Origin of the sequence: Streptomyces sp. NPDC007264, from assembly GCF_042869095.1 — a bacterium.
Classification (GTDB): Bacteria; Actinomycetota; Actinomycetes; order Streptomycetales; family Streptomycetaceae; genus Streptomyces.
The window spans coordinates 44,607-67,597 of the sequence record NZ_JBIAFD010000018.1 but is presented as its reverse complement, the minus strand read 5'-3'; the positions used below and the strand labels follow the sequence as shown (position 1 = coordinate 67,597).

Below are 22,991 nucleotides of genomic sequence, written 5' to 3'. Positions count from 1 at the left end.
CCCGCTCCGGAGGCCCGGAAGACTCAGCCGACAGCATGGAAGGACGGCACGTTTTTGGGGTTGTTTCGTTCGATCCAAACCTTTCCGTCCGCCGCGATTCCCTCCAGGAGGCGGAAGGTGTGGATGAAACCAGCCGCATCGAGGTTGATTTCGGCGATTTCCTCGGCGTTCTCGTCCGGCGCAAGTTGATGGGTATCGGCGTCTTTGACGCGAATGTTCCTGGCCGGTCCGTTGGTGAGGAAGAGCTCCAGGTCATAGCCGACCTCGCTGCGTTCCGTCACCTGCACGGAGGACAACGCGTCGAACCGGTAATTGCTTCGCTGCCGGTTCCCGCGCTTTGCATCGGTGAAATCGAATTCCGAGCTGACTTCACGAACGCCATCCTGTGTGACCAGGAAAAGACGGAAGCTGTAGCGCGAGTACCGCCAAGGACCGCCCTTCACCCGCCCTCGCTTGTAGGGGCGCGCGGGTGTCACCAGGATGGTGTGGGCGATCACATCGCGCCAGGTGAGCTGGTAGTGGCGGAGTGCTTCGTCGACGAACAGCGTCTTGTCGCAGGCGAGCCAGGTCTCCATTTCCAGCTCACTGGGTCGCGCGACGTCCAGGAACGACTTCCAGTTCTGGTACGCGGCTTGCCGCGCGGCCAGTTGCTCCTGGTATTCCTTGGTTTCCTCGGCCACTCGGTGGTCCTCACCCCGGGCCTCCAGCCACGAGGACCCAGCCGCGCGTCCGGACCAGACCGCGCCGCCTACGGCCAGGACGGCCAGCAGCAGCTGCAACGCGTCGGTGCCTGAGGCCACTGTTCCGAGCAGAGCCAGAGTCGTGAGGCAGAGAACGCCGAGGGCGACCACGCACAGCGCCTTCGCCCCCGCGGGCGTCTGGTTCTGGTGGTGATGATCGAGCAGAGTACCCTTGCTGTGGCGGTCCCGGGCATCCTCGGCGAGATAGCGGATCAGCCAGTTGACCCGGTCCACGCTGATTCGGCTTTCGCGGTAGAGAACCGCGATCTCGGCGACGAGGCTGTTGCGGATGTGGACGGTATGACCGAGCCATTCGTGCGGGGCGAGCCCGTGGGGCACGCGGGTGCTGAAGTAGTGGTCGAACGAATGACGGACGCGGTTGGTGAACCCATCCTCGGCAGAGGCCGGTTCGCGTGGGTGCGGGATCTGGAACACACGATTCTTGGTCTTCAGCCGATGTTCTTGGAACCACCATCGGCGGCCGAAGTGAGTGGCCGTCAGGCCCGCACCGAGCGCCACCAGTAACTCGACGGCTGCCGCAACCGGGTCTGCGACCAGGGCCAAGACGCAGAGGAATGCGGTGGCGACGACGAACAGGCCAGCTCGGACCGGGAGGGCCGTCTGGGCGGCAGTAGCGGTGCTCGGACGGGGCGGCAGGGCTCGTGGCCCGATGGGGTCGGGTTCGAAATAGGCCCAGACCCGTTGGACCCGGTCGTTGCCGAAGCGAGCCGCCTCGGCCCGCTCGCGGCGCTCGGCCCACAGACTGTCCTTCAGCCCTCCGGTGAGCACCAGGTCGAAGTGGTGGAGGATCGTGTCACGCAGGCTGGGTGACAAGGCTCGCAACCGCTCCAGCACGCGTCCTGTTTCGCCGTCCGGGGTGCTGAGCATCTCCAGAAGTTCGAAAGCGACGCGCAGAGTGTCTGTCCACTCTCCCTCGGCATAGGTCCGTACGAGCCCGGAGGCGCGATGCAGCCGCTGGAGCTCTTCGGTGCTGAGGTCGTCGTAGGCGCGTCCACTGAGCATGGCAAGCACCCAGTGGAAACGGACCTCCGCGTTATCGTGTCCGTTGGCGATCGCGTCACTGATCAAGTCGCGAGCACGGCTGGGGACGCCATCCTCCAGGAACCGCACACCGACCTTGTACTTTTCCTGAGGCGACGCATCCTGGTGGCCGATGGAGACGTGGGCGTTGTGTACGACCCCGGCTTGCATTCCGACGATGGAGCCGTACGCGGCCGAATTGTGCGTGACACTCCTGCCGTCGTTCATGACAAGTCACCCGCCGCGACAACCAGTGGTGCAAGCCTGGCCACCAACTCGGGAAACTCCGTGATCAGACCGCGTAACCTCTTGAGTGCCATGGTCGCCCTCTTGGACGCCTCGGGAGTGTTCTCCCTTGCTGCCCGGTGGGCAACGCCCAGCTCGGCCAGTGCCTCTCGGTAGGTGTCGTCGTCGAGGGCGCCCTCGGCGCGGTGGCGCATCAACGACTCACGGAAACCGTCCAGTTCCGCGACCAGGTTCGCCGGACCGGTCACCTTCGGGTCCGCGTTCACGTAGACGCTGCTCCCCTTGACCGAGCCGGCCATGATGCCAACAGTGCTGTTATGGGCGGTGTTGCTGACGTGCTCTTCGAGCCTGTCGGCCGTATGGGCCCTGTCTGCCTGGGACATTGCGATCTGCTCCTGTTCTCCCACCAGTTCCACGGCCAGCCGTGTGGCGAATGCCGCCGCGTTCGCCGCGGCCCGTGGTTGCCAGTTACGGTCCTTCGCGCTGTTCTTCGTACCGTCCGCTCGGTCGCTGATTCCCCGGATGATGGCCACCGGTGCCCCGTTGAGATGACCGGCCTGCGCCACACCGGCGGCCTCCATCTCGATCGCGAGCGCGTCGTTGTAGTGCTGCCGGATCCACCGCGCCTCGGCCGAGATCTTCGAGTTCTGTACGACCTCACCGGCGGCGATCGCGCCGAAGCGCACCTGCGGCGCGCGCCCATGACCGGGCGTGTCGTCGGCCCAGTCGTTCACGCGAGCCAGGTGCGAGCCGAGCTGGCTGATACCGTGTGCCGTCTCCCACACCCGGGGACGGGCCTTGAGCCCGTCGTCCTCGCTGGTCCCGCCGTGGTAGGCGTACACGTGTGTCGCCATCACCACGTCACCCAGCCTGGCGGTGTCCCACAGCGCACCGGCGACGCCGACGAACAACACGGCCGCCGGCGAAAACTCCTGTATCGCGCGCTCAGCGATCACCGCGGCGGAATGATTCCCCTTGTTCGTCAGACCGAGCGCGACACAACATGAAGTGCCCTGCACGGTTCCCACTTCGAACCGCGTCCCACGCTCATGGCGGTGTACCTGTGGACCGGCCAGTTTCCTGCGCACGGCCTCGTACTCGAGATTGAGGGCGGTGAGAATCACCACCATGTCTTTCGACATCTATTCCCCTTCCTCTCTCGTTTCCTCTTCCGTCCTGGACGGCACAGGTCGGATCAGTGGTGGGAACAACACCTTCTTCGGCCCGGCTCGATACAGCCGCGCGGGCCGTCCTCCCGTGGTCCTGCGTCCCGAGCCGGCGGGGATGATGAACCCCTTTACGGCCTGGACTTTCCGGTAGAAATTACGGGTGTCGAGTTCGGTGCCCCAAACCGCCTGATACACCTGCTGCAACTCGACTATGGTGAAGCTTTCTCCGCAGAATGCCGTGGCCAGCGCCGTGAATTCGAGCTTGGTACGTGCACGCTCAATTCCGTCCGTCACGATCCGACGGTGATCGAAGGCCAGTTCCACCTCACCAGACAGGACGGCTTCCGCGGGAATCCACGCAGCATCCATGGCGTCCGTCCCCGCGACCGGTTCGGGGAGTCCCGGCGCGATCGCCAAGTGGGCCACGGAAACGACTCGTCCCCGTGGATCACGGTCTGCGGCCCCATAGATGGCCAACTGTTCAAGATGCACCGTCCCGGCAGCCAGAGCGGTTTCCTCACTCAACTCACGGTGGGCGGCGTCCAGGATCTCCTCACCAGCGTGATTGAGGAATCCGCCGGGCAGAGCCAGCATGCCCTGAAACGGATCTTCGCCCCGCTCCACGAGCAGGACACACAGTCGCCCCTCACGCAGCGTCAGGATCACGAGATCGACCGTCAGTAGCACGGGCGTGGGTGACCACTCATCAACTTGCATGTGACACACGGTACTTCAGTTCCTGTCACTTTAACAAGAATGGCGACATGGAGGCCGCTGGTGCTGTAAGACGGAGACGCACCGAAGCGGTCGACTCGCCGTACGCTCCGCAGCCAGGCGTGGGCCCTCCAAGCGGCGCGGGAACGGGTACTTGCGTTCCAGGAAGGCGTGGAGGGCTGCCTGAGCTGACGGTCGGGCGGACGTGGGTGTCCACGTCGGCGAGGTAGAAGAAGCCGATGCCCTCGCCCACCGCCAGGCGGGAGAGGCGACGGTTGGACGCACTTGAAGGGAAAGGCCGGCACAGGAGGCTTCGGCGCCTCCGACAGGTCATGCCAGCCGCTCCAGCTCCCCAGCCCAGCCCAGCCCACGAGCGAGCATCCCAGGGCACATCCAGGGCACATGAGTCTGGGAAACGGAGTTGACCGGTGAAAACTACGGAGAGGAGTTTTCCCAGGTCAACGCATATTCCACCGAGAAACCCCAGGTCAGCACCCTCCCGCCCCCATTCACTGCACGAGTGGCAGGACTTCTCGCACCGACTGCACGAGGCGGGGCATCAGCCGTACTGCCTGGTGTGGCCCTGCGCCGGGAGTTCGTGGAGTTGGGCGCTGGGCGGGGCTTTCGGCCCCGCCCTCGTCGTGCCGCCGGCCGACATGGCGCCGAGCCGCGTGGTGGCAGCGGGGGACGGGGGCGACACCGACCCATTGATCCGATCGTTCGTCGACCTGGTCGTTCGTCGAGATCGCGGCAGCCGCGTACCGCCACCGAGTTCCGGTTCCTGGCCGACCCTCAAGCCGAGAGCGCCGGTTCCTGCCAGTCCGGGTCGGGCGCGCACGCGGCCGCCAACTCGTCCAGGGACACGTGCAGCGCGGCGGCCAGGGCCGCGACGGTGAAGAAGGCGGGGGTCGGGGCCCGGCCGGTCTCGATCTTGCGCAGGGTCTCCGCGGAGACCCCCGCCGCGGCCGCCACCTCCGCCATGCTGCGGCTGCCGCGCGCTCGACGCAGCAGCGCGCCGAACCGCTCGCCGCGTTCCCGTTCCCACGGTGTCAAAGGAGTCCTCACCATGACCGTGATACTAATACCGGTATAAGTATTGGGTCGACGCGCCACGGGGAGTCAGACACATGGTGGAGATCAAGACCGATGCCGCGCTGGAGGCGATGCGGGAGGCCGGCCGCGTGGTGGCCCGCGCCCTGGCCGCAGTCCGAGAAGCAGCCGGCGTGGGAGTGTCCCTGCAAGAACTGGACGAGGCGGCCCGGTCGGTCCTGGCCGAGGCCGGGGCCGACTCGCCCTTCCTCGGATACCGGCCGTCCTTCGCCCCGGTCGCCTTCCCGGCCGTGATCTGCACGTCCGTCAACGACGCCGTGTCGCACGGCATCCCCACCGGCTACCGGCTGCGCGACGGCGATCTGGTGAGCATCGACTGCGGCGCCCGACTCGACGGCTGGACGGGCGACGCGGCCGTCACCTTCACCGTCGGAACGCCACGCCCCGGCGACGTCGAGCTGATCGACGCCACCCGGCAAGCCCTCGACGCCGGCATCGCCGCCGCCCGGGTGGGCGGTCGCATCGGTGACATCTCCCACGCCATCGACACCGTCGCCCGCACAGCGGGCTGCGGCATGCCCGCCGACTTCGGGGGGCACGGCATCGGCCGCCGCATGCACGAAGACCCGCACGTCCCCAACCGCGGCCGCCCCGGTCGGGGCTTCCCCCTCCGCCACGGCCTGGTCCTCGCCATCGAACCCATGTTCATGGCCGGCGGGCGGAACACCTACCGCACCGATGTCGACGGCTGGACCCTGCGCACCACCGACGGCAGCCGAGCCGCCCACATCGAACACACCGTCGCCATCACCGACCAGGGCCCCCGCATCCTGACCCTGCCCTGACCTCCCGGACGCCGGCGGATCCCCGGACGTCGGCGGATCCCCGGACGTCGGCGGATCCCCGGACGTCGGCGGATCCGGGGACCGGACCGGACCCTTCGAGGCCCGACGGCAGGCCCGTCCGTTGCGCTCCCGTCACTGCGGGGGCGGTCCCCGCGGGGCCACGCCCCCGGGGGCGACCCCGCTCAGGGGCCGCCCCCACGTAGATCCGGCCCCACGGCGGTCCCGCGGGGTCCACCTCTACGACGACGTGACGGTCTCGCGTCCGCGGCCCAGTCGTTCGCGGACCAGTGCGACGGCCACCACGCCCGCCGCGACCAGGGTGGACAGGACCACCTGGTCGCGGCCGCCGCCGTCGGCCGTGTCGGTCAGCATGTAGCCCAGGACGAACGTGATCAGGGCGATGGTGGCCCAGGTCAGGTAGGGGAAGAGCCACATCTTGACGATCAGCTTCTCCGGCGTCTCCCGCTGGAGGATCCGGCGCATCCGCAGTTGGGAGAAGCAGATCACCAGCCAGACGAACAGGGCGATCGCGCCGGAGGAGTTGAGCAGGAACTGGAAGACCGTGTCCGGCCACAGGTAGTTGAACGCGACCGCGACGAAGCCGAAGACCACCGAGGCCAGGATGGCCGTGCGCGGCACGCCGCGTTCCGTGGTGCGGCCGAAGGCCGCCGGGGCGTCGTGGCGCCCGCCGAGGGAGAACGCCATCCTCGACGCCGTGTACAGGCCGGAGTTGAGGCAGGACAGCACGGAGGTCAGCACGATGGCGTTCATGATCTGGCCCGCGTGCGGGATGCCGATGGAGCTCAGTGCGGCGACGTACGAGCCGTCCTTGAGGATCGCCGGGTCGTCCCAGCGCAGCAGCGAGACGACGATCAGGATCGAGCCCAGGTAGAACACCGCGATCCGCCAGATCACGCTGTTGGTGGCCTTGGTGACCGCGCCCTGGGGGTCCTCGGACTCGCCGGCCGCGAGGGTGACGATCTCGCTGCCCATGAAGGAGAAGACCACCATCAGGACGCCGGTGAGGATCGCCCCCGGCCCGTGCGGCAGGAACCCGCCGTGCGCGGTGAGGTTGGAGAAGCCGCTCGCCGGGTGGTCCGAACCGGGCAGCAGGCCGAAGATCGCGAGGGCGCCCAGCACGATGAAGGCGGCGATGGCGACGACCTTGATGCCGGCGAACCAGAATTCGAACTCGCCGTAGGAGCTGACCGAGGCCAGGTTGCTGACGGTGAGGACGGTCATCACGATCAGGGCCCAGCCCCATTGCGGGACCGCCGGTATCCAGCCGGAGAGGATCTTGGCGCCGGCGGTGGCCTCGACCGCGAGCACCACGACCCAGAAGAACCAGTACAGCCAGCCGATGGTGAATCCGGCCCAGCGGCCCAACGCGCGGTCCGCGTAGGCGGAGAAGGAGCCGGACGTGGGGTTGGCCGCCGCCATTTCGCCCAGCATGCGCATGACGAGGACGACGAGGACGCCGACGAGCGCGTAGGAGACGAGGATGCCGGGGCCCGCGGCGGCGATGCCCGAGCCGGAGCCGACGAACAGGCCGGCGCCGATGACGCCGCCGATCGCGATCATCGACAGGTGACGGTTCTTCAGCCCGGCGCGCAGGCCGGAGCCCTCGGTGGTGCTCTCGGCGGTGCTCTCGGCGGTGCTCTCGGTACGGCTCAGCGGGTCTGTGTCGGAGAGAGGGGGACGTGTGGTCATCTCGACATCCATCCAGGGAGGGAGTGCGGACGAGGACATGCGTCGGCGGGCCCCGGCGGGGTGACCGCGGGGGTTTCGCCGAAGGGGGACGGGTGTGGAAGGCGGACGCGTCGCAGGTCGCGACCACCGGTGCCGTGCGGGCACAGTGGGTCGCGGCCCCATGGCCCGTGCCGGCGGAAGCAGGCACGGGTGGCCGACAGGAAAATAGTTCACGACGATCGAAAAAAACAAGAGGGGTCCGCCGGACGTCTTCTCCGTGACGCCCGGGCACCACGGGCGCCCCGCACCCGCCCTCGGCGCGCCACGGCGGCGGCGCACGACACAGCTCCTGCCCCGGGGGGCTTGTTTTAAGTGTTCACCATGCCCTAATTTTTCGAGCGGCGCGGAACCACGTCGTCCGTCATGGTCGCCGCGTGGCACGTCTCCCGTGTTCCGGCCCCGTGGAGCCCCCTATGCACAACACCGCGGCATGGTCGCGAGAACCACCCCTGATCCGGCATCGGGCGGCCCCGGCCGCCCGGCGGAGTGAGAAAGAGCCCTGACCGCCGGGCCCCGCCCGGGCGGCGTCCCCGCGGGCCGCGACCCCGCCCAGCAGGCCGTTAGGGTGGCGTCGTGGTGAATCCAGCGGGCAAGTTCGGACCCTACAGCCAGCCAGGCCCGGCGGGGCCGGCGTCGGTCGCCGGGGTACGGGACACCCGTGGCCTGCCCGGCAGGGGCCAGACGGGATCGGAGCTCGTCCGCTCGCGGATCGCCCTGCGGGTGCGTCTGAAGTCCGTGTCACCGGGAGACCGGCTGCCGGACGCCGGCGTCCTCGCGGAGGAGTTGGGGATCAGCGAGATCACCGTGCGCCGCGCGCTGGAGGGCATGTGCCAGGACGGTCTGCTCGACCGCCGTCGCGGACGGGCGGGCGGCACCTTCGTCGCAGCGGGCTGGGACACGGTCGTCGCCCTGCTGCACGACGCCGACGAGGCGGCTTCGCTCGACGCCTTCCACCTGCTGCTCGAATGCGGTCTCGTGGCGCGCGGGGCGGGCGACATCCCGGCCGGTCACCTCGACGGGCTGCAGACACTGGTCGACGAGATGGACCGGGCCGAGGAACCGGCACGGCTCCTCGAACTGGAGACGCGGTTCCATCTCGACCTCGCGGAGGCCCTCGGCGGTGCCGGCATCCGCGAGTTCACCGCCGACGTGCTCGGCAGGCTGTGCCTGCTGCTGCCCGCTCCGGCCCCCGCGGTGGTACGGGCCCGGAACCGCTGCCACGCCGAACTGCTCACCGAACTCGGCCGCGGCGCGATGGACCCGGCCGTGCGGGCGGTGAAGGCACACCAGCATGCCCGCCCGAGCTGACCTCCGGTCGCGCCGGCCCGGCTGCCGACGACCCCGCGCACCCCTTGCGCCGCCATTCTGCAGAAGGAGCTGCCGCCATGACTGACCCCGGTGCCGTCGGCCCGTCGTCGCCGTCTGGCCCCGCCGCCGGCACGCCCCAGCGGCTGCGCGGCGGCGTCCTCGGCATGGCGGACATCGCGGCCGCCACGATGGCCAACGTCGGCCCGGCCATGAGCTTCTTCTTCGGGTTCGCCTTCCTCGCCACCACCGCGGGCGTCGCCTCCCCGCTGACCATCGTCGCCGCGGGCATCGCGGTCGCGCTGCTGGGCAACACGCTCGCCGAGTTCTCCCGGGCCCATCCCTCGGCGGGCAGCTTCATCACCTTCGTGGGCAAGTCCTTCGGACCGGTCAGCGCGGTGACCACGGCGCTGCTGGCCGGTCTCGGGTACATCATCGGGATGGCCGCCGTCATCGCGATCTCGGGCGGGTTCGTGCAGATCACCCTGTACCACTACACCGGCGTCGACCTGCCGTGGATCATCTGGACGCTGCTGCTGACCGGGCTGTCGGTGGTGCTGATGCTGCGTGGGGTGGTGGTCTCCACCAAGTGGGCCGGCTACTTCTTCGGCGTGGAGATGGTGATGCTGGTCGTCGTCTCGGTCGCGGCGATCGCCGGGCATCGCGGCCACCTCTCCGCCGACCCGTTCCTGCCCGGTCACATCAGCCACGGTCTCACCGGCCTGGCCGCGGGCTTCCCGCTGGCGGTGTATCTGTTCATCGGCTGGGAGAACTCGGCGGCGCTGGCCGAGGAGACGGAGAACCCGCGGCGCAACGTCGGCCGCGCCGTGTTCTTCTCCATCGCGATCATGACCGTGAGCTACATCCTCTTCTCCTATGCCACGGTGACCGGCTTCGACTACGACGTGGCCCGACTCGGTCACTCGCGCATTCCCTTCATCGACGTCGCCGAGGAGACGCTCGGAGCGCTGGCCTTCGTCGCCTACATCGGGGGCCTGACCTCCACCCTCGGCGTGCTGATCGCCGGCATCAACTCCCAGGCCCGCCTGGTGTTCAACGCCGGACGCGAGGGGCTGCTCCCGTCCTTCTTCGGCTATGTGCACCCCACCCGCCGCACCCCGACCAACGCGATCGTCACCTTCGCCGCCACCTCGCTGCTGATCATCGGAGCCTGGGGCCTGGGCCATCTGCTCGGGGCCGACGGCGGCCCGATGAACCCGGTGGTCTTCTTCACCGAGTCCTCCAGCCTGGGCTCCATCCTGATCCTGCTGGTCTACCTGGCGTCCAACATCGCCCTGCCGGTGTACTACCGCCGGTACCGTCCGCAGGAGTTCCGCACGGTCCGGCACCTGGTGCTGCCGGCGATCGGCACCCTGGCCATCCTGGTTCCGCTCTACTACCTCGCCAAGCCCGGGCAGCCCGCGCCGTACAGCTGGTTCCCCGTCGCGGCGCTGGCCGCCCTGCTCGGCGCCGTCGGCTACGCGGCCCTCCTGGTCCGCCGCGACCCGAGCCTGGCCGAGCGTGTCGGTTCCGTCGTCGCCGACGCGGAGTGAGCGCGGGCGCGCCGCTCTCCGAACGCACCGCTCCCGAACGCGCCGCTCTCCGAACGCACCGCTCTCCGAACGCCGTCGCCGACCGTGCCGGGACCACTGCCCGGCCGAGGCGACGACGGTGACGGATCGGCCCGGGAAACGGCTTGTGAGGCGTCCGGACGTCCCGTGATGATGGTGCGATGCTGACCTCCGTGGTGGCCTTCCTCGGCGCGGCCTTCCTGATCGCGATGGTCCCGGGCCCCAGTACGGCCGTGATCCTGCGCCGCGCGGTGGTGAACGGCCGTCGCAACGGCCTGGCCACCGTGCTGGGCAACGAGTGCGGGGTCGTGCTCTGGGGCCTCGCCGCGGCGTTCGGCCTCTCGGCCCTGCTGCTGGCCTCGGAGGTCGCCTACGACGTGATGCGGATCTCCGGTGCGGCGGTGCTGGTGTGGATGGGTGCGCGCGCGGTGTGGCAGGCGCGGCGGGCCGGCGGACCCGAGGGGGAGCCGGCGGGCGTGGCGGCGGTGTCGCACGGGCGGGCGTACCGCCAGGGCCTGGTCACCAGTTTCGCCAACCCGAAGGCGGGCGTCTTCGCCGTGTCCTTCCTGCCCCAGTTCGTCCCGCAGGGGGCGCCCGTCCTGCCGACGCTGATCGCCTTCTCGGTGATCTGGGCCCTGGTCGACCTGGTCTGGTACCTGCCGCTGGTCTGGCTGGCCGGGCGGGCCCGGGGCGTGTTCCAGCGGCAGTCCGTGCGGCGCCGTACGGAGCGGATCTCCGGGACCGTGCTGGTCGCGCTGGGACTGCGGCTGGCGCTCGAGCCCTAGACCCTGTCGTGCGGGTCGCCCGGCGTCGGGCGGGAGCCCCGCCGGGTCGGGCCCGTCACCCGTCCCTGGCCTTCGCCCCGCCGCCGACCGTGAACCCGATGACGGACCCGCCGCCCTCGCGGGGGAACGCGAACGCCGCTCCCCCGTGCGACAGCGCCACCTCCCGCACGATGGACAGCCCGAGGCCCGAGCCGGGCAGGCTCCTGGCGTCCGCGGCGCGGTAGAAGCGGTCGAAGATGCGGACGAGATCGCTCTCCTCGATCCCGGGCCCCCGGTCGAGGACCTCGACGCGCACGCTGCCCGGCGTCCGCCCGGTCGGCTTCCCCTCGGGCTCCCGCGACCGGGACGGCTGCTCGGGACCCGTGACCACGATCTCGATCGGCGCGTCGCCACCGCGGTCGAACTTCGCGGCGTTCTCCACCAGGTTGGACACCGCCCGTTGCAGCGCCGACTCACGCCCGTCGACCGTGGTGTCGCCGCTGCCTCGCACGACGACCTCCCGGCCGGTGCGGCGGCGGGCGATCCTCGCCGCGTCCTCGGCGACCTCGGCGAGCGTCAGCCGCTGCGGCGCTTCCGTGTCCGACCGCCCGGCCGCCAGGGCGACCAACTCGTTGACCAGGTCGGTCAGCTCGCGGGACTCCTGGGCGAGGTCGGCGACGAGTTCCTCGCGCGCGGCGGGCGGCAGTTCGTCGATCCGGCGCAGCAGCGAGATGTTCGTCCGCAACGACGTCAGGGGCGTACGCAGTTCATGGCCCGCGTCCTGCACCAGGCGCCGCTGGTCCTCCTCCGACTGCGCCAGCCGCCCGAGCATGCGGTCGAAGGAGCGGCCGAGGCGGGCCACCTCGTCGTTCCCGGTGACGGGCACCTGGATGCCGAGCCGCCCGGTGCGGGCCACGTCCTCGGCGGCACCGGCCAGCCGCACCAGCCGCCCGGTGATCCGCCGCGCGAGCCACCAGCCGAACAGCCCGGCCGCGATCACGACCGCCCCGACCAGCAGGCCCGTGCGCTGCTGGAGGCTGCGCAGCAGGTCCTCGGTGCTGCTGAGCTCCTGGGCGACCTGCACCGCGCCCTGGCCGCGGCCGAGCGCGACGGTGGCGACCCGGTACACGTCGCCGCCGACGCTGACGTCCTTGTGCTCCACCAGCCTGCCCGCCGCCGAGGTGTCGGCGATCCGCCGGTCCCCGCGGCCGACCGGCAGCGACGGGTCGGAGTGGCCGACGACCGCGCCGCCGGGGCCGAGCACCTGCACGACCGTGCGGGCGGGCCGGACGATGTCGTCGCGCGGGGCGTGGTCGTCCGTGTCGGAGACGGCGTAGTCGTCCGGCATCAGTTGCTGCTCGCGGACCTGTTCCCGCAGGTCCTCCACGACCTGCGCGAACACGCTCTGCTGGTCGACGCGCACGAGGCGGGCGGCCGCGTCGTAGCTCAGAAAGCCGACGAGGACGGTGACGCCGGCGGCCACGGCCGCGAACGACACCGTGAAGGTGGTCCGCAGCGACGAGATCCGCCGCAGCCGGGACCGCAGCCGCAGCCGGGACCGCACCCTGCCCGGCAGCCGCCGCCACAGGCGCAGGCACACCCCGGTGCCGGCGTCGGTGTCCGCCCGCAGCGCCGGAGGCACTAGTCCTCCCTCAGGACGTACCCCACGCCACGCACCGTGTGGATGAGTGCCGGGGCCCCCGGCTCGTCGAGCTTGCGCCGCAGATAGCCCACGTAGACGGCGAGGTTCTTGGAGCCGGGGCCGAAGTCGTAGCCCCAGATGCGGTCGTAGATGGTGGCGTGGTCGAGGACGATGCCGGCGTTGCGGGCGAGCAGTTCCAGCAGGTCGAACTCGGTGCGGGTGAGTTCCAGCTCGCGCGTGCCGCGCCAGGCGCGGCGCGCCTGCACGTCCATGCGCAGCCCCGCCACCGACACCTGCCCGGCGGGGGTCTTCTCCTCGTCCCGGGGGGCTTCGTGGACGGTGCCGTTGCTGCGGCGCAGCAGCGCCCGGAGCCGGGCGAAGACCTCCTCCACGTCGAACGGCTTCACCACGTAGTCGTCGGCGCCCGCGTCCAGGCCCGCGATCCGGTCGGCGGTCTCCACGAGCGCGGTGAGCATCAGGATGGGCGTGCGGTCGCCCTCGGCGCGCAGCACGCGGCACACCTGGAGACCGTCGATGCCGGGCATCATCACATCGAGGACGAGCACGTCGGGCCGCACCCGGTGGGCCTGGGCGAGGGCCTCCACGCCGTCGGCCACAGCGGTCACCTGGTAACCCTCCAGCGTCAGCGCGCGTTCCAGGGCATGACGGATGGCGCGGTCGTCCTCGGCGAGCAGCACTGTCTGGGTCACGCCCCCAGTCTGCCAAGATCGCCGTCACGTACCACCTGGTGGGGCGGGCCGCGAGCGGGCTTCTTACCCCCCTCTCACCGCCGCACGCGTGGCGACTTACCCGGTAGGGGCAGTCTGTCGGCTATGCCGGATTGCCGCGCCCCCACAGGGTGTGCGGCGCCGGAGCGTGGCACCGCAAGGACTCCGCGACCCCCGCCCGCGCCACCGCGCGGCGCCGGGGCCGCCGGTGAGCCCACCCGGCGCGCCGTCCCAGGGCGCGGCCGGGTGCCGGAGCCGCCCGGCCGGTCCCGGCCCCTCCCCGGAGCGGGGCCGGCCGCGGCGGAAGGGGTGGGCCGGGAACGGTACGACGGTGGCGGCCCACCCCTCACCCACGCCGACGTGGATGCGCCGCGGGGCGCGCCCCGCAGGTGCCGCAGGAGCGGTCCGACGCGCGGTGGCGGGCGTCCGTCCGACGGGTCAGAAGGAGTACTCGTCCCCGGTGTCGAGGGCCAGCACCCGACGGCGGTCGTTGCCCGGCTCCCGGTCGGCGGCGCCGCCGTCCCACAGGGTGTCGATCTGGAGTCGTACCTGGTCGGCCGACGCGTCCGCGAGTCCCACCCGCAGGTGGATCCGCCGGCCCGCGCTGCCCGCGGCGAGCGGGCCCGTGTCGCACAGCACCGTGCCCGCGTTGTACCGCGCGCATCCCTCGGGGAGCCGCTGGTGCTGTGCCAGCGGCCGGGACCAGCGCAGCCGCACGGTCGCGTCGAGGACATCGGCCGGGCCGTGGTTCTGCGGGGTGAGCTGCACCTCGACCTGGCCTGCGGCCATGGCCACCACGCCGTGATAGGCGAGGTCGGCCTCCGGGGGCGCGGCCACCGCGGGCGCGGCCGCACCCGCCCACACGGTCATGCCCGCCAGCCCGGCCGCGCCCAGCGCGCCGGCAATCCGCATTCGCATTGCGCCCACTTCCTCCGTGTCGGCCCCGGTGATCACCGCATGTATCCCCCGCGCACGGCACGCCAGGCGCCGCCGGGCAGGTGAGTCACCCGAAGCGCCGGCCCGAACACCGGGCCCGGCCACCGGGCCCAGGCACCGGTCGCCCACCGGCCCGGCCACCGGCCCAGGCACCGGCCCAGGCACCGGTCCGGACATCAGGCCCGGGCACCAGACCCGGACGCCAGACCCGCACGCCAGACCCAGGCACCAGACCCGCACACCAGACCCGCACGCCAGACCCAGGCACCAGACCCGCACACCAGACCCGCACGCCAGACCCAGGCACCAGACCCGCACGCCAGACCCAGGCACCGGCCCGCGCACCAGGCCCGCACACCAGACCCGCGCACCGGGCCCGGGCACCGGAGCGGGCGCCGCCGTCCGGTGCTCCGGGGTGGCGTGCGAGGGTGACCGCATGCTGATCCTGCGCTCCGCCGCCCTCTTCGCCGTCGCCGCGCTCTTCGAGATCGGCGGCGCCTGGCTCGTCTGGCAGGGCGTGCGCGAACACCGCGGCTGGGGGTGGATCGGCGCGGGTGTCATGGCCCTCGGCCTCTACGGCTTCGTCGCCACCTTCCAGCCGGACGCGCACTTCGGCCGCGTACTCGCCGCCTACGGCGGTGTCTTCGTGGCCGGGTCCCTGGCGTGGGGCATGGTGGCGGACGGCTACCGGCCCGACCGCTGGGACATGATCGGCGCGCTGGTCTGCCTCGCCGGGACGGCCGTGATCATGTGGGCGCCGCGGGGGCGCTGACCACCCGTCGAACACCGGGCCGCCCACCCTGCGGGCATCCCGGCCTGCCGCGTCCCCCGGCACCTATCCTGACGGAAGTCGCCCGTACGCCGTACCGACGAGCCCGCCGTCCGAGGAGCCGCCCCATGACCGCCGCACCACCCGCCGCGTCCCGCATCGCCGTTGTCACGGGCGCGAGCAGCGGCATCGGCGCCGCGACGGCCCGGCAGCTCGCCGCCGCGGGCTACCGCGTCGTCCTCACCGCCCGCCGCAAGGACCGCATCGAAGCCCTCGCGCAGGAGCTCACCGCGGCCGGCCACTCGGCGACGGCGTACCCGCTGGACGTCACCGACCGTGCGGCGGTCGACGAGTTCGCGACGGCTTTCAGGACGCTCGCCGTCCTGGTGAACAACGCGGGCGGCGCGTTCGGCGCCGACCCGGTCGCCTCCGGCGACCCGGAGGACTGGCGCCGGATGTACGAGACGAACGTCATCGGCACCCTGAACGTCACCCAGGCCCTGCTGCCCGCGCTCACCGCGAGCGGCGACGGCACGATCGTCGTGGTGTCGTCCACCGCAGGCCACGCCACCTATGAGGGCGGCGCCGGCTACGTCGCCGCCAAGCACGGTGAGCACGTCCTCGCCGAGACACTGCGCCTGGAGATCGTCGGCACCCCGGTCCGGGTGATCGAGATCGCCCCCGGCATGGTGAGGACGGACGAGTTCGCGCTGACCCGCTTCGGCGGGGACGCGGAGAAGGCGGCGAAGGTGTACCAGGGCGTCGCCGAGCCTCTGACCGCGGACGACGTCGCCGACACGATCACCTGGGCCGTCACCCGCCCCAGCCATGTCAACGTCGACCTCCTCGTGCTGCGCCCGCGCGCCCAGGCGTCGAACACGAAGGTCCACCGGGAGCTGTGATGACCGAACCGATACCGGCGGACGAGCCCGACCGGACCATGGAACAGCAGCGCCTGGCTCTGGAGAAGAAGCGCGAGCGCTATGTGTGGATCTACCTCGCGTACTTCCTCTTCGGCATCCATGTGGTGGCCTTCGTGATGATCTTCGCCGTGCGCCACGCGAAGTAGGAGGCCGCGAAGCGGACGTCGTTCGCCCGGCGCGGCACGCGAGGCCGGCCCCGCACGCCGTCGGCCGGGCGGACGCGCCGGGCGGTCAGCCCTTCACACAGACGACCTGCTTCAGCTTCGCCACGACCTCGACCAGGTCGCCCTGCTGCTCGATCACCTGCTCGATCGGCTTGTAGGCGCCCGGTATCTCGTCCACGACGCCGGAGTCCTTGCGGCACTCCACGCCCCGCGTCTGCTCCTCCAGGTCCTTCGCCGTGAAGCGGCGCTTCGCCGCGTTGCGGCTCATGCGCCGGCCTGCGCCGTGCGACGCCGAGTTGAACGCCTTCTCGTTGCCGAGACCCTTCACGATGTACGACCCCGTGCCCATCGAGCCCGGGATGATGCCGTACTCGCCCGACCCGGCCCGGATCGCGCCCTTGCGGGTCACGAGCAGGTCCATGCCCCCGTACCGCTCCTCGGCCACGTAGTTGTGGTGGCAGGAGATCTCCGGCTCGAAGACGGGCTTCGCCTTCTTGAACTCCTTGCGGATCACGTCCTTCAGGAGCGCCATCATCAGCGTGCGGTTGTACTTGGCGTACTCCTGCGCCCAGTACAGGTCGTTGCGGTAGGCGGCCATCTGCGGGGTGTCCGCCACGAAGACCGCGAGGTCGCGGTCGACCAGCCCCTGGTTGTGCGGGAGCCTCTGGGCGACGCCGATGTGATGCTCGGCCAGTTCCTTGCCGATGTTCCGGGACCCGGAGTGCAGCATCAGCCAGACCGCGCCGGTCGTGTCGTGGCACACCTCGACGAAGTGGTTGCCCGAGCCGAGCGTTCCCATCTGCTTGGTGGCCCGTTCCTGACGGAACCTCACGGCCTCGGCGACCGAGCCGAACCGCTTCCAGAAGTCGTCCCATTCGGAGGTCGCCACCCCGTGGAGCCGCGCGGGGTCCACCGGCTCGTCGTGCATGCCCCGCCCGACCGGAATGGCCTGTTCGATCCTCGACCGCAGGTGCGACAGGTCTCCCGGCAGGTCGTTGGCCGTCAGCGACGTCTTCACCGCCGACATGCCGCAGCCGATGTCCACCCCGACCGCCGCCGGACACACCGCGTCCCGCATGGCGATGACCGAGCCGACCGTCGCCCCCTTGCCGTAGTGGACGTCCGGCATCACCGCAAGGCCCTTGATCCACGGCAGGGTTGCCACGTTCTGAAGCTGCTGCATCGCGGCGCCCTCGATCGTGGCCGGGTCCGCCCACATGCGGATCGGGACCTCGGCGCCGGGCACCTCTACGTACGACATATCGTCCTCATTCCCCCGGAAAGCCTGTACTCATGACGAAGCGCAAAAACCGGCGCCAGGGTCGACGTAAAGGACAACGGACCGGCGTCCACGGCAGTGCGTGCGATACACATTGTCTGCAGGGGTCCGCCCCGCGCGCCAACCGATTAACCAGCGCCCGAACCGCGCTGAACCGTCGAGAGGAGCCTCACCGTGCAGCGGAAGGCGTACGTTCCGGGCGCCGTCATGCTCCTCGCGGCTCTGCTGGCCGCCTGCAGCAGCGGCTCGGGCGGCGGCGGCACGGCCGGCGACTCGAAGGCGTCCGGCACGGCCACGGACACGACCGCCGCCCAGCCCGGCAAGTACCGCACCCTCTCCGACGCGTGTGGCGCGGTGCGGCAGGACACGCTCGAATCGCTCCTGCCCGGTCTGAGGCAGGTGACCGAACAGGAGCAGCGCGACAGGGCGTACGCGGGCGAGGCCGCGCTCACGTACAGCAACGACCGCCGTTCCGGCTGCCGATGGAAGGCCGAGGCCCCCGGCGCCACGGACCATCTGTTCGTCGACTTCGAGCGGGTGGTGTCGTACGACAACGCGGTCAGCGACGACAGCCGCGCCCAGCAGGTGTTCGCCGCCAAGGAGAAGGCCGCCGGCCTGCCCGCTCCCGACTCCCGCTCCGCCTCGCCGGACGGCGGCTCGGCGAGCACGAGCGCCCCGCCCTCCCCCACCACGTCCGCATCCGGCTCCCCCGCCGCATCGGGCAGTCCGTCGGCCACCGGAACCCCGGTCGACCTCCGGCCCCGCACGCTCGACGACCTCGGCGACGAGGCGTTCCTGAACGACCAGCAGGGCAACGCCCAGCAGCGCACCGTGACTGTGGTGTTCCGCACGTCCAACGTGGTCGTGACGATCGAGTACGAGGAGCAGTCGACCACCGTCGGACAGGCGCCGAGCAGCGAGGACATGCAGGACAAGGCCAGGAAACTGGCCGGGCAGCTGGACGGTTCACTGGGCTGACGGGCAGCCGCCCGCCGCCCCGGCGGCGGAACCGAACCGCACACCGCATGCGTCCCCACCGCGTACCGTGGCCCCTCGGACCCGATCCGACCGCACGACCCACGAGCGTCATGAGTGAAGGAACCATGCACCGACCTGCACAGCGAGACCAGCGAGACCAGCGCGAGCAGCGGCCGGCCCGGCGGGGCCCGCGCCTGAACCGCCTCCTTGTCTGCGCGGCCGCCGTCCCGATGGTGCTCGTCGCCGCCGGCTGCTCCTCGGACTCCGGCTCGGGTGGCGACGGGAAGCAGCAGCAGTCGAGCGCGTCCCCCAGCAAGAGCGCCTCGGCGAACGCCGTGCGCCCCGCGGCGTACACGACGCTTCCCGAGGCCTGCGCCGTCCTGCCCCGGAAGACCCTGGAGGAACTGGTGCCGAAGGGGGCGAAGTCAGGCAAGGAGGGCAGGTCGGAGGACACGAAGACGCGTGCCAGCTGCTCGTGGAGCAGCCTGCAGAACAACGGCGTCAAGGGCTCGCAGTTCCGCTGGCTCAACGTCTCGCTGCTGCGCTTCGAGTCCGACGCCGCGCGCGGCGAGGGCGACAAGCTCGCGCGGACCTACTACGACAAGCAGGTGCGGGAGGCCCGGTCCGTGCCGGGCGCGCAGAACACCCGCTCCGAGCCGGTCGCCGGGGCGGGCGACGAGGCGACCGCGGTGCGCTACGACCTGAAGAAGAAGGAAGGCGCCTTCAAACAGCAGACGGTCGTGGCACGCGTGGAGAACGTCGTCATCACGCTCGACTACAACGGTGCGGGCCTGGCCGGGGAGAAGACGCCGAACGCCGACGACCTGACGAAGGCGGCGGAGCAGGCCGTGAAGACCGCGGTGGCCGCCGTCTCGGCGGCGAACCAGGAGGGCGGCGGCGCGGTCGTGCCCCCGAGCACCTCACCGTCGAAGAGCGCCTCTCCGTCGAAGTCGCCCTCGCCCAGTGCCTCGAAGAGCGCCGTCAAGGGCGCCTCCCCGACCGCCTCCTCGGGCACCGGGAGGAGCTGACCTTCTTCCGTCGTACTCGCGGCGCGGACAGGGTGGCCGGCGCGCCCCGCCGGCCGGGCGGAACGGGCTTCATCCACACCGGCCACCCGTTCGCCGGACGCGTGTGCCACTCTGTTGCGCGCAACAACACGCAAGGGGAGGGGAGTACAGGTGGCCGCGCCAATCCAGCTGACACGGATGCACCGAATTCTCATCGGCGTGGTCGTCACCGGTGCCGTCGTCATCGCCGGGATCGGCTTCGCGGGGTCGTACGCGGCCGTCCGCGAGCTGGCGATCAAGAAGGGCTTCGGGAACTTCAGTTACGTCTTCCCGGTCGGCATCGACGCGGGCATCTGCGTCCTGCTGGCCCTGGACCTGCTGCTGACCTGGATCCGCATCCCCTTCCCGCTGCTGCGGCAGACGGCGTGGCTGCTGACGGCGGCGACGATCGCGTTCAACGGCGCGGCGGCCTGGCCCGACCCGCTGGGCGTGGGTATGCACGCGGTCATCCCGGTGCTGTTCGTGGTCGCGGTCGAGGCGGCCCGCCATGCGATCGGCCGGATCGCGGACATCACGGCGGACAAGCACATGGAGGGCGTCCGCCTCACCCGCTGGCTGCTGTCCCCCCTGCCCACCTTCCTGCTCTGGCGCCGTATGAAGCTGTGGGAGCTGCGCTCCTACGACCAGGTCATCAAGCTGGAGCAGGAGCGTCTCGTCTACCAGGCCCGTCTGCGCTCCCGCTTCGGCCGGGCCTGGCGGCGCAAGGCCCCGGTGGAGTCCCTGATGCCGCTGCGGCTGGCCCGGTACGGGGTCCCGCTCGCCGACACCGCGCCCGCCGGTCTGGCGGCGGCGGGCATCGAGCCGGCGCTGATACCCCCGACGCCCCGGCTCGACACGGCCGCCGTGGGCGGCCGCGACGCCGGGGCGGCGCCCGTGGCGCAGCAGGGGCTGCCCGTCGGCGACGGGCGCCCGCAACTGGACGGCGGCAGGCCCGAGCAGGTACCGGAACCCGACCACAGCCCCTGGTTCCGGCCCCAGCACGTCGAGTACCAGGGCGACTACGACCCGAACTTCGAGCCGGAGCCGTCGTACGAGCCGGAGGAGGAGCACTGGCAGTGGTACGACGACCAGCAGTTCCACGAGGGCCAGTACCAGCAGGCGCAGTACCAGCAGTACCAGGAAGAGCAGTACCCGCCGGAGCAGTACCCGCAGGCGCGGTACCAGGAGCGGCAGCCCCAGGAGCAGCCGCGGCAGCCCGCCGGGGAACCCTCTCCCGAGGACACCGGCAGCTTCCCCATCCCCGTCTCCGGCAACCGCACCCGCGAGCTCGGCGGGGGCGGTGGCACGGAGCCGGACGAGGACGCCTACTACCAGGTCTTCAAGCAGTCGATCAGCGGCAGCGGCTACCCGACGCCGCGCGAGTTCAGCGACAACGTCGAGGCGACGTACGGGGTCCCCGTCCTGGACGCCGACGCGAAGCGGATGGTCATGCGCTTCCAGAAACGCCACTCCATGGAACTCGAAGAGGACCACATCGCGTGAGCGCGTGACGCACGAGGCCCCCGCACGTTGCCGTGCGGGGGCCTCGTGCGCGGGGTCACTCCCCGAGCAGCCTGCGGACCCGGTCCTGGCCCACGGCCAGCAGCAGCGTGGGCAGCCGAGGCCCCGTGTCCCGTCCCACCAGCAGGTGGTAGAGCAGCGCGAAGAACGACCGCTGGGAGGTCTTGATCTCCGGCGGCAGCTCCTTGGGGGTGGCGTCGGCGGAGAAACCGGCCTGGACCTTGGGCACCCCGTACACGAGGTGGGTGAGCCCGTCCAGGGACCAGTGCTCCTCCAGCCCGTCGAGCAGCAGCCGCACCGACTGCTGCGCCTGCTCGTCGAGGGACTTCAGCAGCTCCGCGTCCGGCTCGTCGCGGACGATGGTGCGCTGGTCGGCCGGGACGTGGGTGTTGATCCACGCCTCCGCCCTGTCGTACCGCGGCCGGGCCTCGTCGAGCGAGGTGAGCGGGTTCGCCGGGTCGAGGTCGGACAGGATGCGCAGCGCCTGGTCCCGGTGGCCCGCGGTGATGTCGGCGACGGACGCGAGCGTGCGGTACGGCAGCGGGCGCGGGGTGGCGGGCAGCGCCCCGGAGGCGGTGCCGACCGCCCGGGTGTACGCGGCCACGTCACCCGGCAGCGCGGAGCCGTCGGCGACCTTGGCCGCCAGCTTGTCCCACTCGTCGTAGAGCCGCTGGATCTCCTGGTCGAAGGCGATCTTGAAGGACTGGTTGGGCCGGCGGCGGGCGTAGAGCCAGCGCAGCAGCTGGGGCTCCATGATCCGCAGGGCGTCGGCCGGGGTGGGGACCCCGCCCTTGCTGCTGGACATCTTGGCCATCCCGCTGATGCCCACGAACGCGTACATGGGGCCGATGGGCTGCTCGCCGCCGAAGATCCCGACGATCTGCCCGCCCACCTGGAAGCTGGATCCGGGCGAGGAGTGGTCGACGCCGCTCGGCTCGAAGACCACGCCCTCGTAGGCCCAGCGCATCGGCCAGTCGACCTTCCACACCAGCTTGCCGCGGTTGAACTCGCTGAGCCGGACGGTCTCCGAGAAGCCGCACGCGGTGCAGGTGTAGGCCAGCTCGGTGGTGGCGTCGTCGTAGGCGGTGACGGTGGTGAGGTCCTTCTCGCAGGCGCCGCAGTACGGCTTGTACGGGAAGTACCCGGCGGAGCCGGAGCTGCCGTCGTCCTCGGACGCCGCGCCCGACCCCTCCTCGGCCTCCAGCTCGGCCTCGTCGACGGCCTTCTGCTGCTGCTTCCTGGCGGGCTTCGGCTTGGTCCGGTACTGGCCGAGCACCGCGTCGATCTCGCCGCGGTGCTTCATCGCGTGCAGGATCTGCTCCCGGTACGCGCCCGAGGTGTACTGCGCGGTCTGGCTGATGCCGTCGAACTCCACGCCCAGTTCGGCGAGCGAGGCGATCATGGTGGCCTTGAAGTGCTCCGCCCAGTTGGGGTGCGGGGAGCCCTCCGGGGCCGGCACGGAGGTCAGCGGCTTGCCGATGTGCTCGGCCCAGGACTCGTCGACGCCGGCGACACCGGCCGGCACCTTCCGGTACCGGTCGTAGTCGTCCCAGGAGATCAGATGGCGCACCTCGTACCCGCGCCGCCGGACCTCGTCGGCGACGAGGTGGGGCGTCATGACCTCCCGCAGGTTGCCCAGGTGGATGGGCCCCGACGGGGAGAGCCCGGACGCGACGACGACCGGTTTGCCCGGGGCCCGGCGCTCCGACTCCTCGATGACCTCATCCGCGAAACGGGAGACCCAGTCGGTGGTCTCGGTGCTCTGAGCCACGATCGGCACGTCCTCTTTTTCTGAAGGTTCTCCATGAGCA

The 22,991-nt window shown here is 70.9% G+C and carries 20 protein-coding genes; 10 read left to right on the top strand and 10 right to left on the bottom strand.

Translation table 11 applies throughout. From position 1 onward, the window contains the following. Nucleotides 1-23: 23 nt before the first annotated feature. The 4 genes from ACFYMU_RS26895 to ACFYMU_RS26880 form a co-directional block, all read right to left on the bottom strand. Nucleotides 24-2,009: a hypothetical protein gene (locus tag ACFYMU_RS26895; RefSeq protein WP_388378170.1), complete on the bottom strand. Its 1,986-nt coding sequence runs from the start codon at nucleotides 2,007-2,009 to the stop codon at nucleotides 24-26. Continuing rightward, entirely contained in the window at nucleotides 2,006-3,169 is a 1,164-nt protein-coding gene (locus ACFYMU_RS26890; protein ID WP_388378167.1) for a purine phosphorylase, read from the bottom strand. The genes ACFYMU_RS26895 and ACFYMU_RS26890 overlap by 4 nt, the downstream gene beginning before the upstream one ends. Further along, a complete protein-coding gene (locus tag ACFYMU_RS26885; protein WP_388378164.1) occupies nucleotides 3,170-3,913 on the bottom strand; it encodes an NUDIX domain-containing protein in 744 nt (247 codons plus the stop codon). It abuts the gene before it with no gap. Between the two features lie 789 nt (nucleotides 3,914-4,702). After that, on the bottom strand, nucleotides 4,703-4,978 hold the full coding sequence (locus tag ACFYMU_RS26880) for a helix-turn-helix domain-containing protein (RefSeq protein WP_388378161.1): 276 nt from the start codon (nucleotides 4,976-4,978) through the stop codon (nucleotides 4,703-4,705). A gap of 59 nt (nucleotides 4,979-5,037) precedes the next feature. Between ACFYMU_RS26880 and map the strand changes: the two genes are divergently transcribed. Then, nucleotides 5,038-5,805, top strand: coding sequence for a type I methionyl aminopeptidase (gene map / locus ACFYMU_RS26875; protein WP_388378158.1), 768 nt, complete (start codon nucleotides 5,038-5,040; stop codon nucleotides 5,803-5,805). A 237-nt stretch (nucleotides 5,806-6,042) separates the two neighbouring features. On the opposite strand, the gene ACFYMU_RS26870 is transcribed toward map, so the two are convergent. Continuing rightward, the gene (locus ACFYMU_RS26870) at nucleotides 6,043-7,515 is read right to left on the bottom strand and encodes an amino acid permease (RefSeq protein WP_388378155.1); all 1,473 of its coding nucleotides are present in this window, start codon (nucleotides 7,513-7,515) and stop codon (nucleotides 6,043-6,045) included. Between the two features lie 612 nt (nucleotides 7,516-8,127). Between ACFYMU_RS26870 and ACFYMU_RS26865 the strand changes: the two genes are divergently transcribed. The 3 genes from ACFYMU_RS26865 to ACFYMU_RS26855 all read left to right on the top strand — a co-directional run bounded on the left by ACFYMU_RS26865 (nucleotide 8,128) and on the right by ACFYMU_RS26855 (nucleotide 11,215). After that, nucleotides 8,128-8,862, top strand: a complete 735-nt coding sequence (locus tag ACFYMU_RS26865; RefSeq protein WP_388378152.1) for a FadR/GntR family transcriptional regulator — start codon at nucleotides 8,128-8,130, stop codon at nucleotides 8,860-8,862. Between the two features lie 77 nt (nucleotides 8,863-8,939). Beyond that, a complete protein-coding gene (locus tag ACFYMU_RS26860) occupies nucleotides 8,940-10,412 on the top strand; it encodes an APC family permease (RefSeq protein WP_388378150.1) in 1,473 nt (490 codons plus the stop codon). A gap of 179 nt (nucleotides 10,413-10,591) precedes the next feature. Further along, nucleotides 10,592-11,215 (top strand): LysE family translocator, encoded by a 624-nt coding sequence (locus ACFYMU_RS26855; protein ID WP_388378147.1) that lies wholly within the window; start codon nucleotides 10,592-10,594, stop codon nucleotides 11,213-11,215. A gap of 55 nt (nucleotides 11,216-11,270) precedes the next feature. On the opposite strand, the gene ACFYMU_RS26850 is transcribed toward ACFYMU_RS26855, so the two are convergent. The 3 genes from ACFYMU_RS26850 to ACFYMU_RS26840 all read right to left on the bottom strand — a co-directional run bounded on the left by ACFYMU_RS26850 (nucleotide 11,271) and on the right by ACFYMU_RS26840 (nucleotide 14,482). Further along, nucleotides 11,271-12,758 carry an ATP-binding protein gene (locus ACFYMU_RS26850; protein WP_388378405.1) on the bottom strand — a complete coding sequence of 496 codons (1,488 nt, stop codon included), beginning with the start codon at nucleotides 12,756-12,758 and terminating at the stop codon, nucleotides 11,271-11,273. Between the two features lie 77 nt (nucleotides 12,759-12,835). Continuing rightward, nucleotides 12,836-13,546, bottom strand: a complete 711-nt coding sequence (locus tag ACFYMU_RS26845; RefSeq protein ID WP_388378144.1) for a response regulator transcription factor — start codon at nucleotides 13,544-13,546, stop codon at nucleotides 12,836-12,838. Nucleotides 13,547-14,002: 456 nt separating this feature from the next. Continuing rightward, nucleotides 14,003-14,482, bottom strand: coding sequence for a hypothetical protein (locus ACFYMU_RS26840; RefSeq protein WP_388378141.1), 480 nt, complete (start codon nucleotides 14,480-14,482; stop codon nucleotides 14,003-14,005). A 454-nt stretch (nucleotides 14,483-14,936) separates the two neighbouring features. On the opposite strand from ACFYMU_RS26840, the gene ACFYMU_RS26835 reads away from it, so the two are divergent. The 3 genes from ACFYMU_RS26835 (at nucleotide 14,937) to ACFYMU_RS26825 (ending at nucleotide 16,338) form a co-directional block, all read left to right on the top strand. Next, on the top strand, nucleotides 14,937-15,272 hold the full coding sequence (locus ACFYMU_RS26835) for a YnfA family protein (RefSeq protein ID WP_388378138.1): 336 nt from the start codon (nucleotides 14,937-14,939) through the stop codon (nucleotides 15,270-15,272). A gap of 125 nt (nucleotides 15,273-15,397) precedes the next feature. Further along, the gene (locus tag ACFYMU_RS26830; RefSeq protein ID WP_388378135.1) at nucleotides 15,398-16,171 is read left to right on the top strand and encodes an SDR family NAD(P)-dependent oxidoreductase; all 774 of its coding nucleotides are present in this window, start codon (nucleotides 15,398-15,400) and stop codon (nucleotides 16,169-16,171) included. Beyond that, nucleotides 16,171-16,338 (top strand): hypothetical protein, encoded by a 168-nt coding sequence (locus tag ACFYMU_RS26825; RefSeq protein ID WP_388378132.1) that lies wholly within the window; start codon nucleotides 16,171-16,173, stop codon nucleotides 16,336-16,338. Before ACFYMU_RS26830 ends, ACFYMU_RS26825 begins: the two co-directional genes overlap by 1 nt. Nucleotides 16,339-16,423: 85 nt before the next feature. Here the strand turns inward: ACFYMU_RS26825 and ACFYMU_RS26820 are convergent, their stop codons facing one another. After that, nucleotides 16,424-17,617, bottom strand: a complete 1,194-nt coding sequence (locus ACFYMU_RS26820) for an RtcB family protein (RefSeq protein WP_388378129.1) — start codon at nucleotides 17,615-17,617, stop codon at nucleotides 16,424-16,426. A 192-nt stretch (nucleotides 17,618-17,809) separates the two neighbouring features. Here ACFYMU_RS26820 and ACFYMU_RS26815 point away from each other — a divergent pair, with 192 nt between their 5' ends. The 3 genes from ACFYMU_RS26815 to ACFYMU_RS26805 all read left to right on the top strand — a co-directional run bounded on the left by ACFYMU_RS26815 (nucleotide 17,810) and on the right by ACFYMU_RS26805 (nucleotide 21,162). After that, nucleotides 17,810-18,613 (top strand): DUF3558 domain-containing protein, encoded by an 804-nt coding sequence (locus ACFYMU_RS26815; RefSeq protein ID WP_388378127.1) that lies wholly within the window; start codon nucleotides 17,810-17,812, stop codon nucleotides 18,611-18,613. 125 nt (nucleotides 18,614-18,738) lie between these two features. Next, entirely contained in the window at nucleotides 18,739-19,641 is a 903-nt protein-coding gene (locus tag ACFYMU_RS26810) for a DUF3558 family protein (RefSeq protein ID WP_388378124.1), read from the top strand. 150 nt (nucleotides 19,642-19,791) lie between these two features. After that, nucleotides 19,792-21,162 (top strand): DUF2637 domain-containing protein, encoded by a 1,371-nt coding sequence (locus ACFYMU_RS26805; protein WP_388378121.1) that lies wholly within the window; start codon nucleotides 19,792-19,794, stop codon nucleotides 21,160-21,162. Between the two features lie 55 nt (nucleotides 21,163-21,217). Here the strand turns inward: ACFYMU_RS26805 and lysS are convergent, their stop codons facing one another. Beyond that, nucleotides 21,218-22,960 carry a lysine--tRNA ligase gene (gene lysS, locus ACFYMU_RS26800; protein WP_388378118.1) on the bottom strand — a complete coding sequence of 581 codons (1,743 nt, stop codon included), beginning with the start codon at nucleotides 22,958-22,960 and terminating at the stop codon, nucleotides 21,218-21,220. Nucleotides 22,961-22,991: the final 31 nt, after the last annotated feature.

What these genes read in the sequence shown, in the direction of transcription:
- ACFYMU_RS26890 (WP_388378167.1), bottom strand. Translation starts at nt 3,169, where the DNA reads ATGTCGAAAGACATGGTGGTGATTCTCACCGCCCTCAATCTCGAGTAC.
- ACFYMU_RS26855 (WP_388378147.1), top strand. Translation starts at nt 10,592, where the DNA reads ATGCTGACCTCCGTGGTGGCCTTCCTCGGCGCGGCCTTCCTGATCGCG.
- ACFYMU_RS26870 (WP_388378155.1), bottom strand. Translation starts at nt 7,515, where the DNA reads ATGACCACACGTCCCCCTCTCTCCGACACAGACCCGCTGAGCCGTACC.
- ACFYMU_RS26820 (WP_388378129.1), bottom strand. Translation starts at nt 17,617, where the DNA reads ATGTCGTACGTAGAGGTGCCCGGCGCCGAGGTCCCGATCCGCATGTGG.
- ACFYMU_RS26830 (WP_388378135.1), top strand. Translation starts at nt 15,398, where the DNA reads ATGACCGCCGCACCACCCGCCGCGTCCCGCATCGCCGTTGTCACGGGC.
- ACFYMU_RS26880 (WP_388378161.1), bottom strand. Translation starts at nt 4,978, where the DNA reads ATGGTGAGGACTCCTTTGACACCGTGGGAACGGGAACGCGGCGAGCGG.
- ACFYMU_RS26860 (WP_388378150.1), top strand. Translation starts at nt 8,940, where the DNA reads ATGACTGACCCCGGTGCCGTCGGCCCGTCGTCGCCGTCTGGCCCCGCC.
- map (WP_388378158.1), top strand. Translation starts at nt 5,038, where the DNA reads ATGGTGGAGATCAAGACCGATGCCGCGCTGGAGGCGATGCGGGAGGCC.
- ACFYMU_RS26885 (WP_388378164.1), bottom strand. Translation starts at nt 3,913, where the DNA reads ATGCAAGTTGATGAGTGGTCACCCACGCCCGTGCTACTGACGGTCGAT.
- ACFYMU_RS26835 (WP_388378138.1), top strand. Translation starts at nt 14,937, where the DNA reads ATGCTGATCCTGCGCTCCGCCGCCCTCTTCGCCGTCGCCGCGCTCTTC.
- ACFYMU_RS26895 (WP_388378170.1), bottom strand. Translation starts at nt 2,009, where the DNA reads ATGAACGACGGCAGGAGTGTCACGCACAATTCGGCCGCGTACGGCTCC.
- ACFYMU_RS26825 (WP_388378132.1), top strand. Translation starts at nt 16,171, where the DNA reads ATGACCGAACCGATACCGGCGGACGAGCCCGACCGGACCATGGAACAG.
- ACFYMU_RS26810 (WP_388378124.1), top strand. Translation starts at nt 18,739, where the DNA reads ATGCACCGACCTGCACAGCGAGACCAGCGAGACCAGCGCGAGCAGCGG.
- ACFYMU_RS26840 (WP_388378141.1), bottom strand. Translation starts at nt 14,482, where the DNA reads ATGCGAATGCGGATTGCCGGCGCGCTGGGCGCGGCCGGGCTGGCGGGC.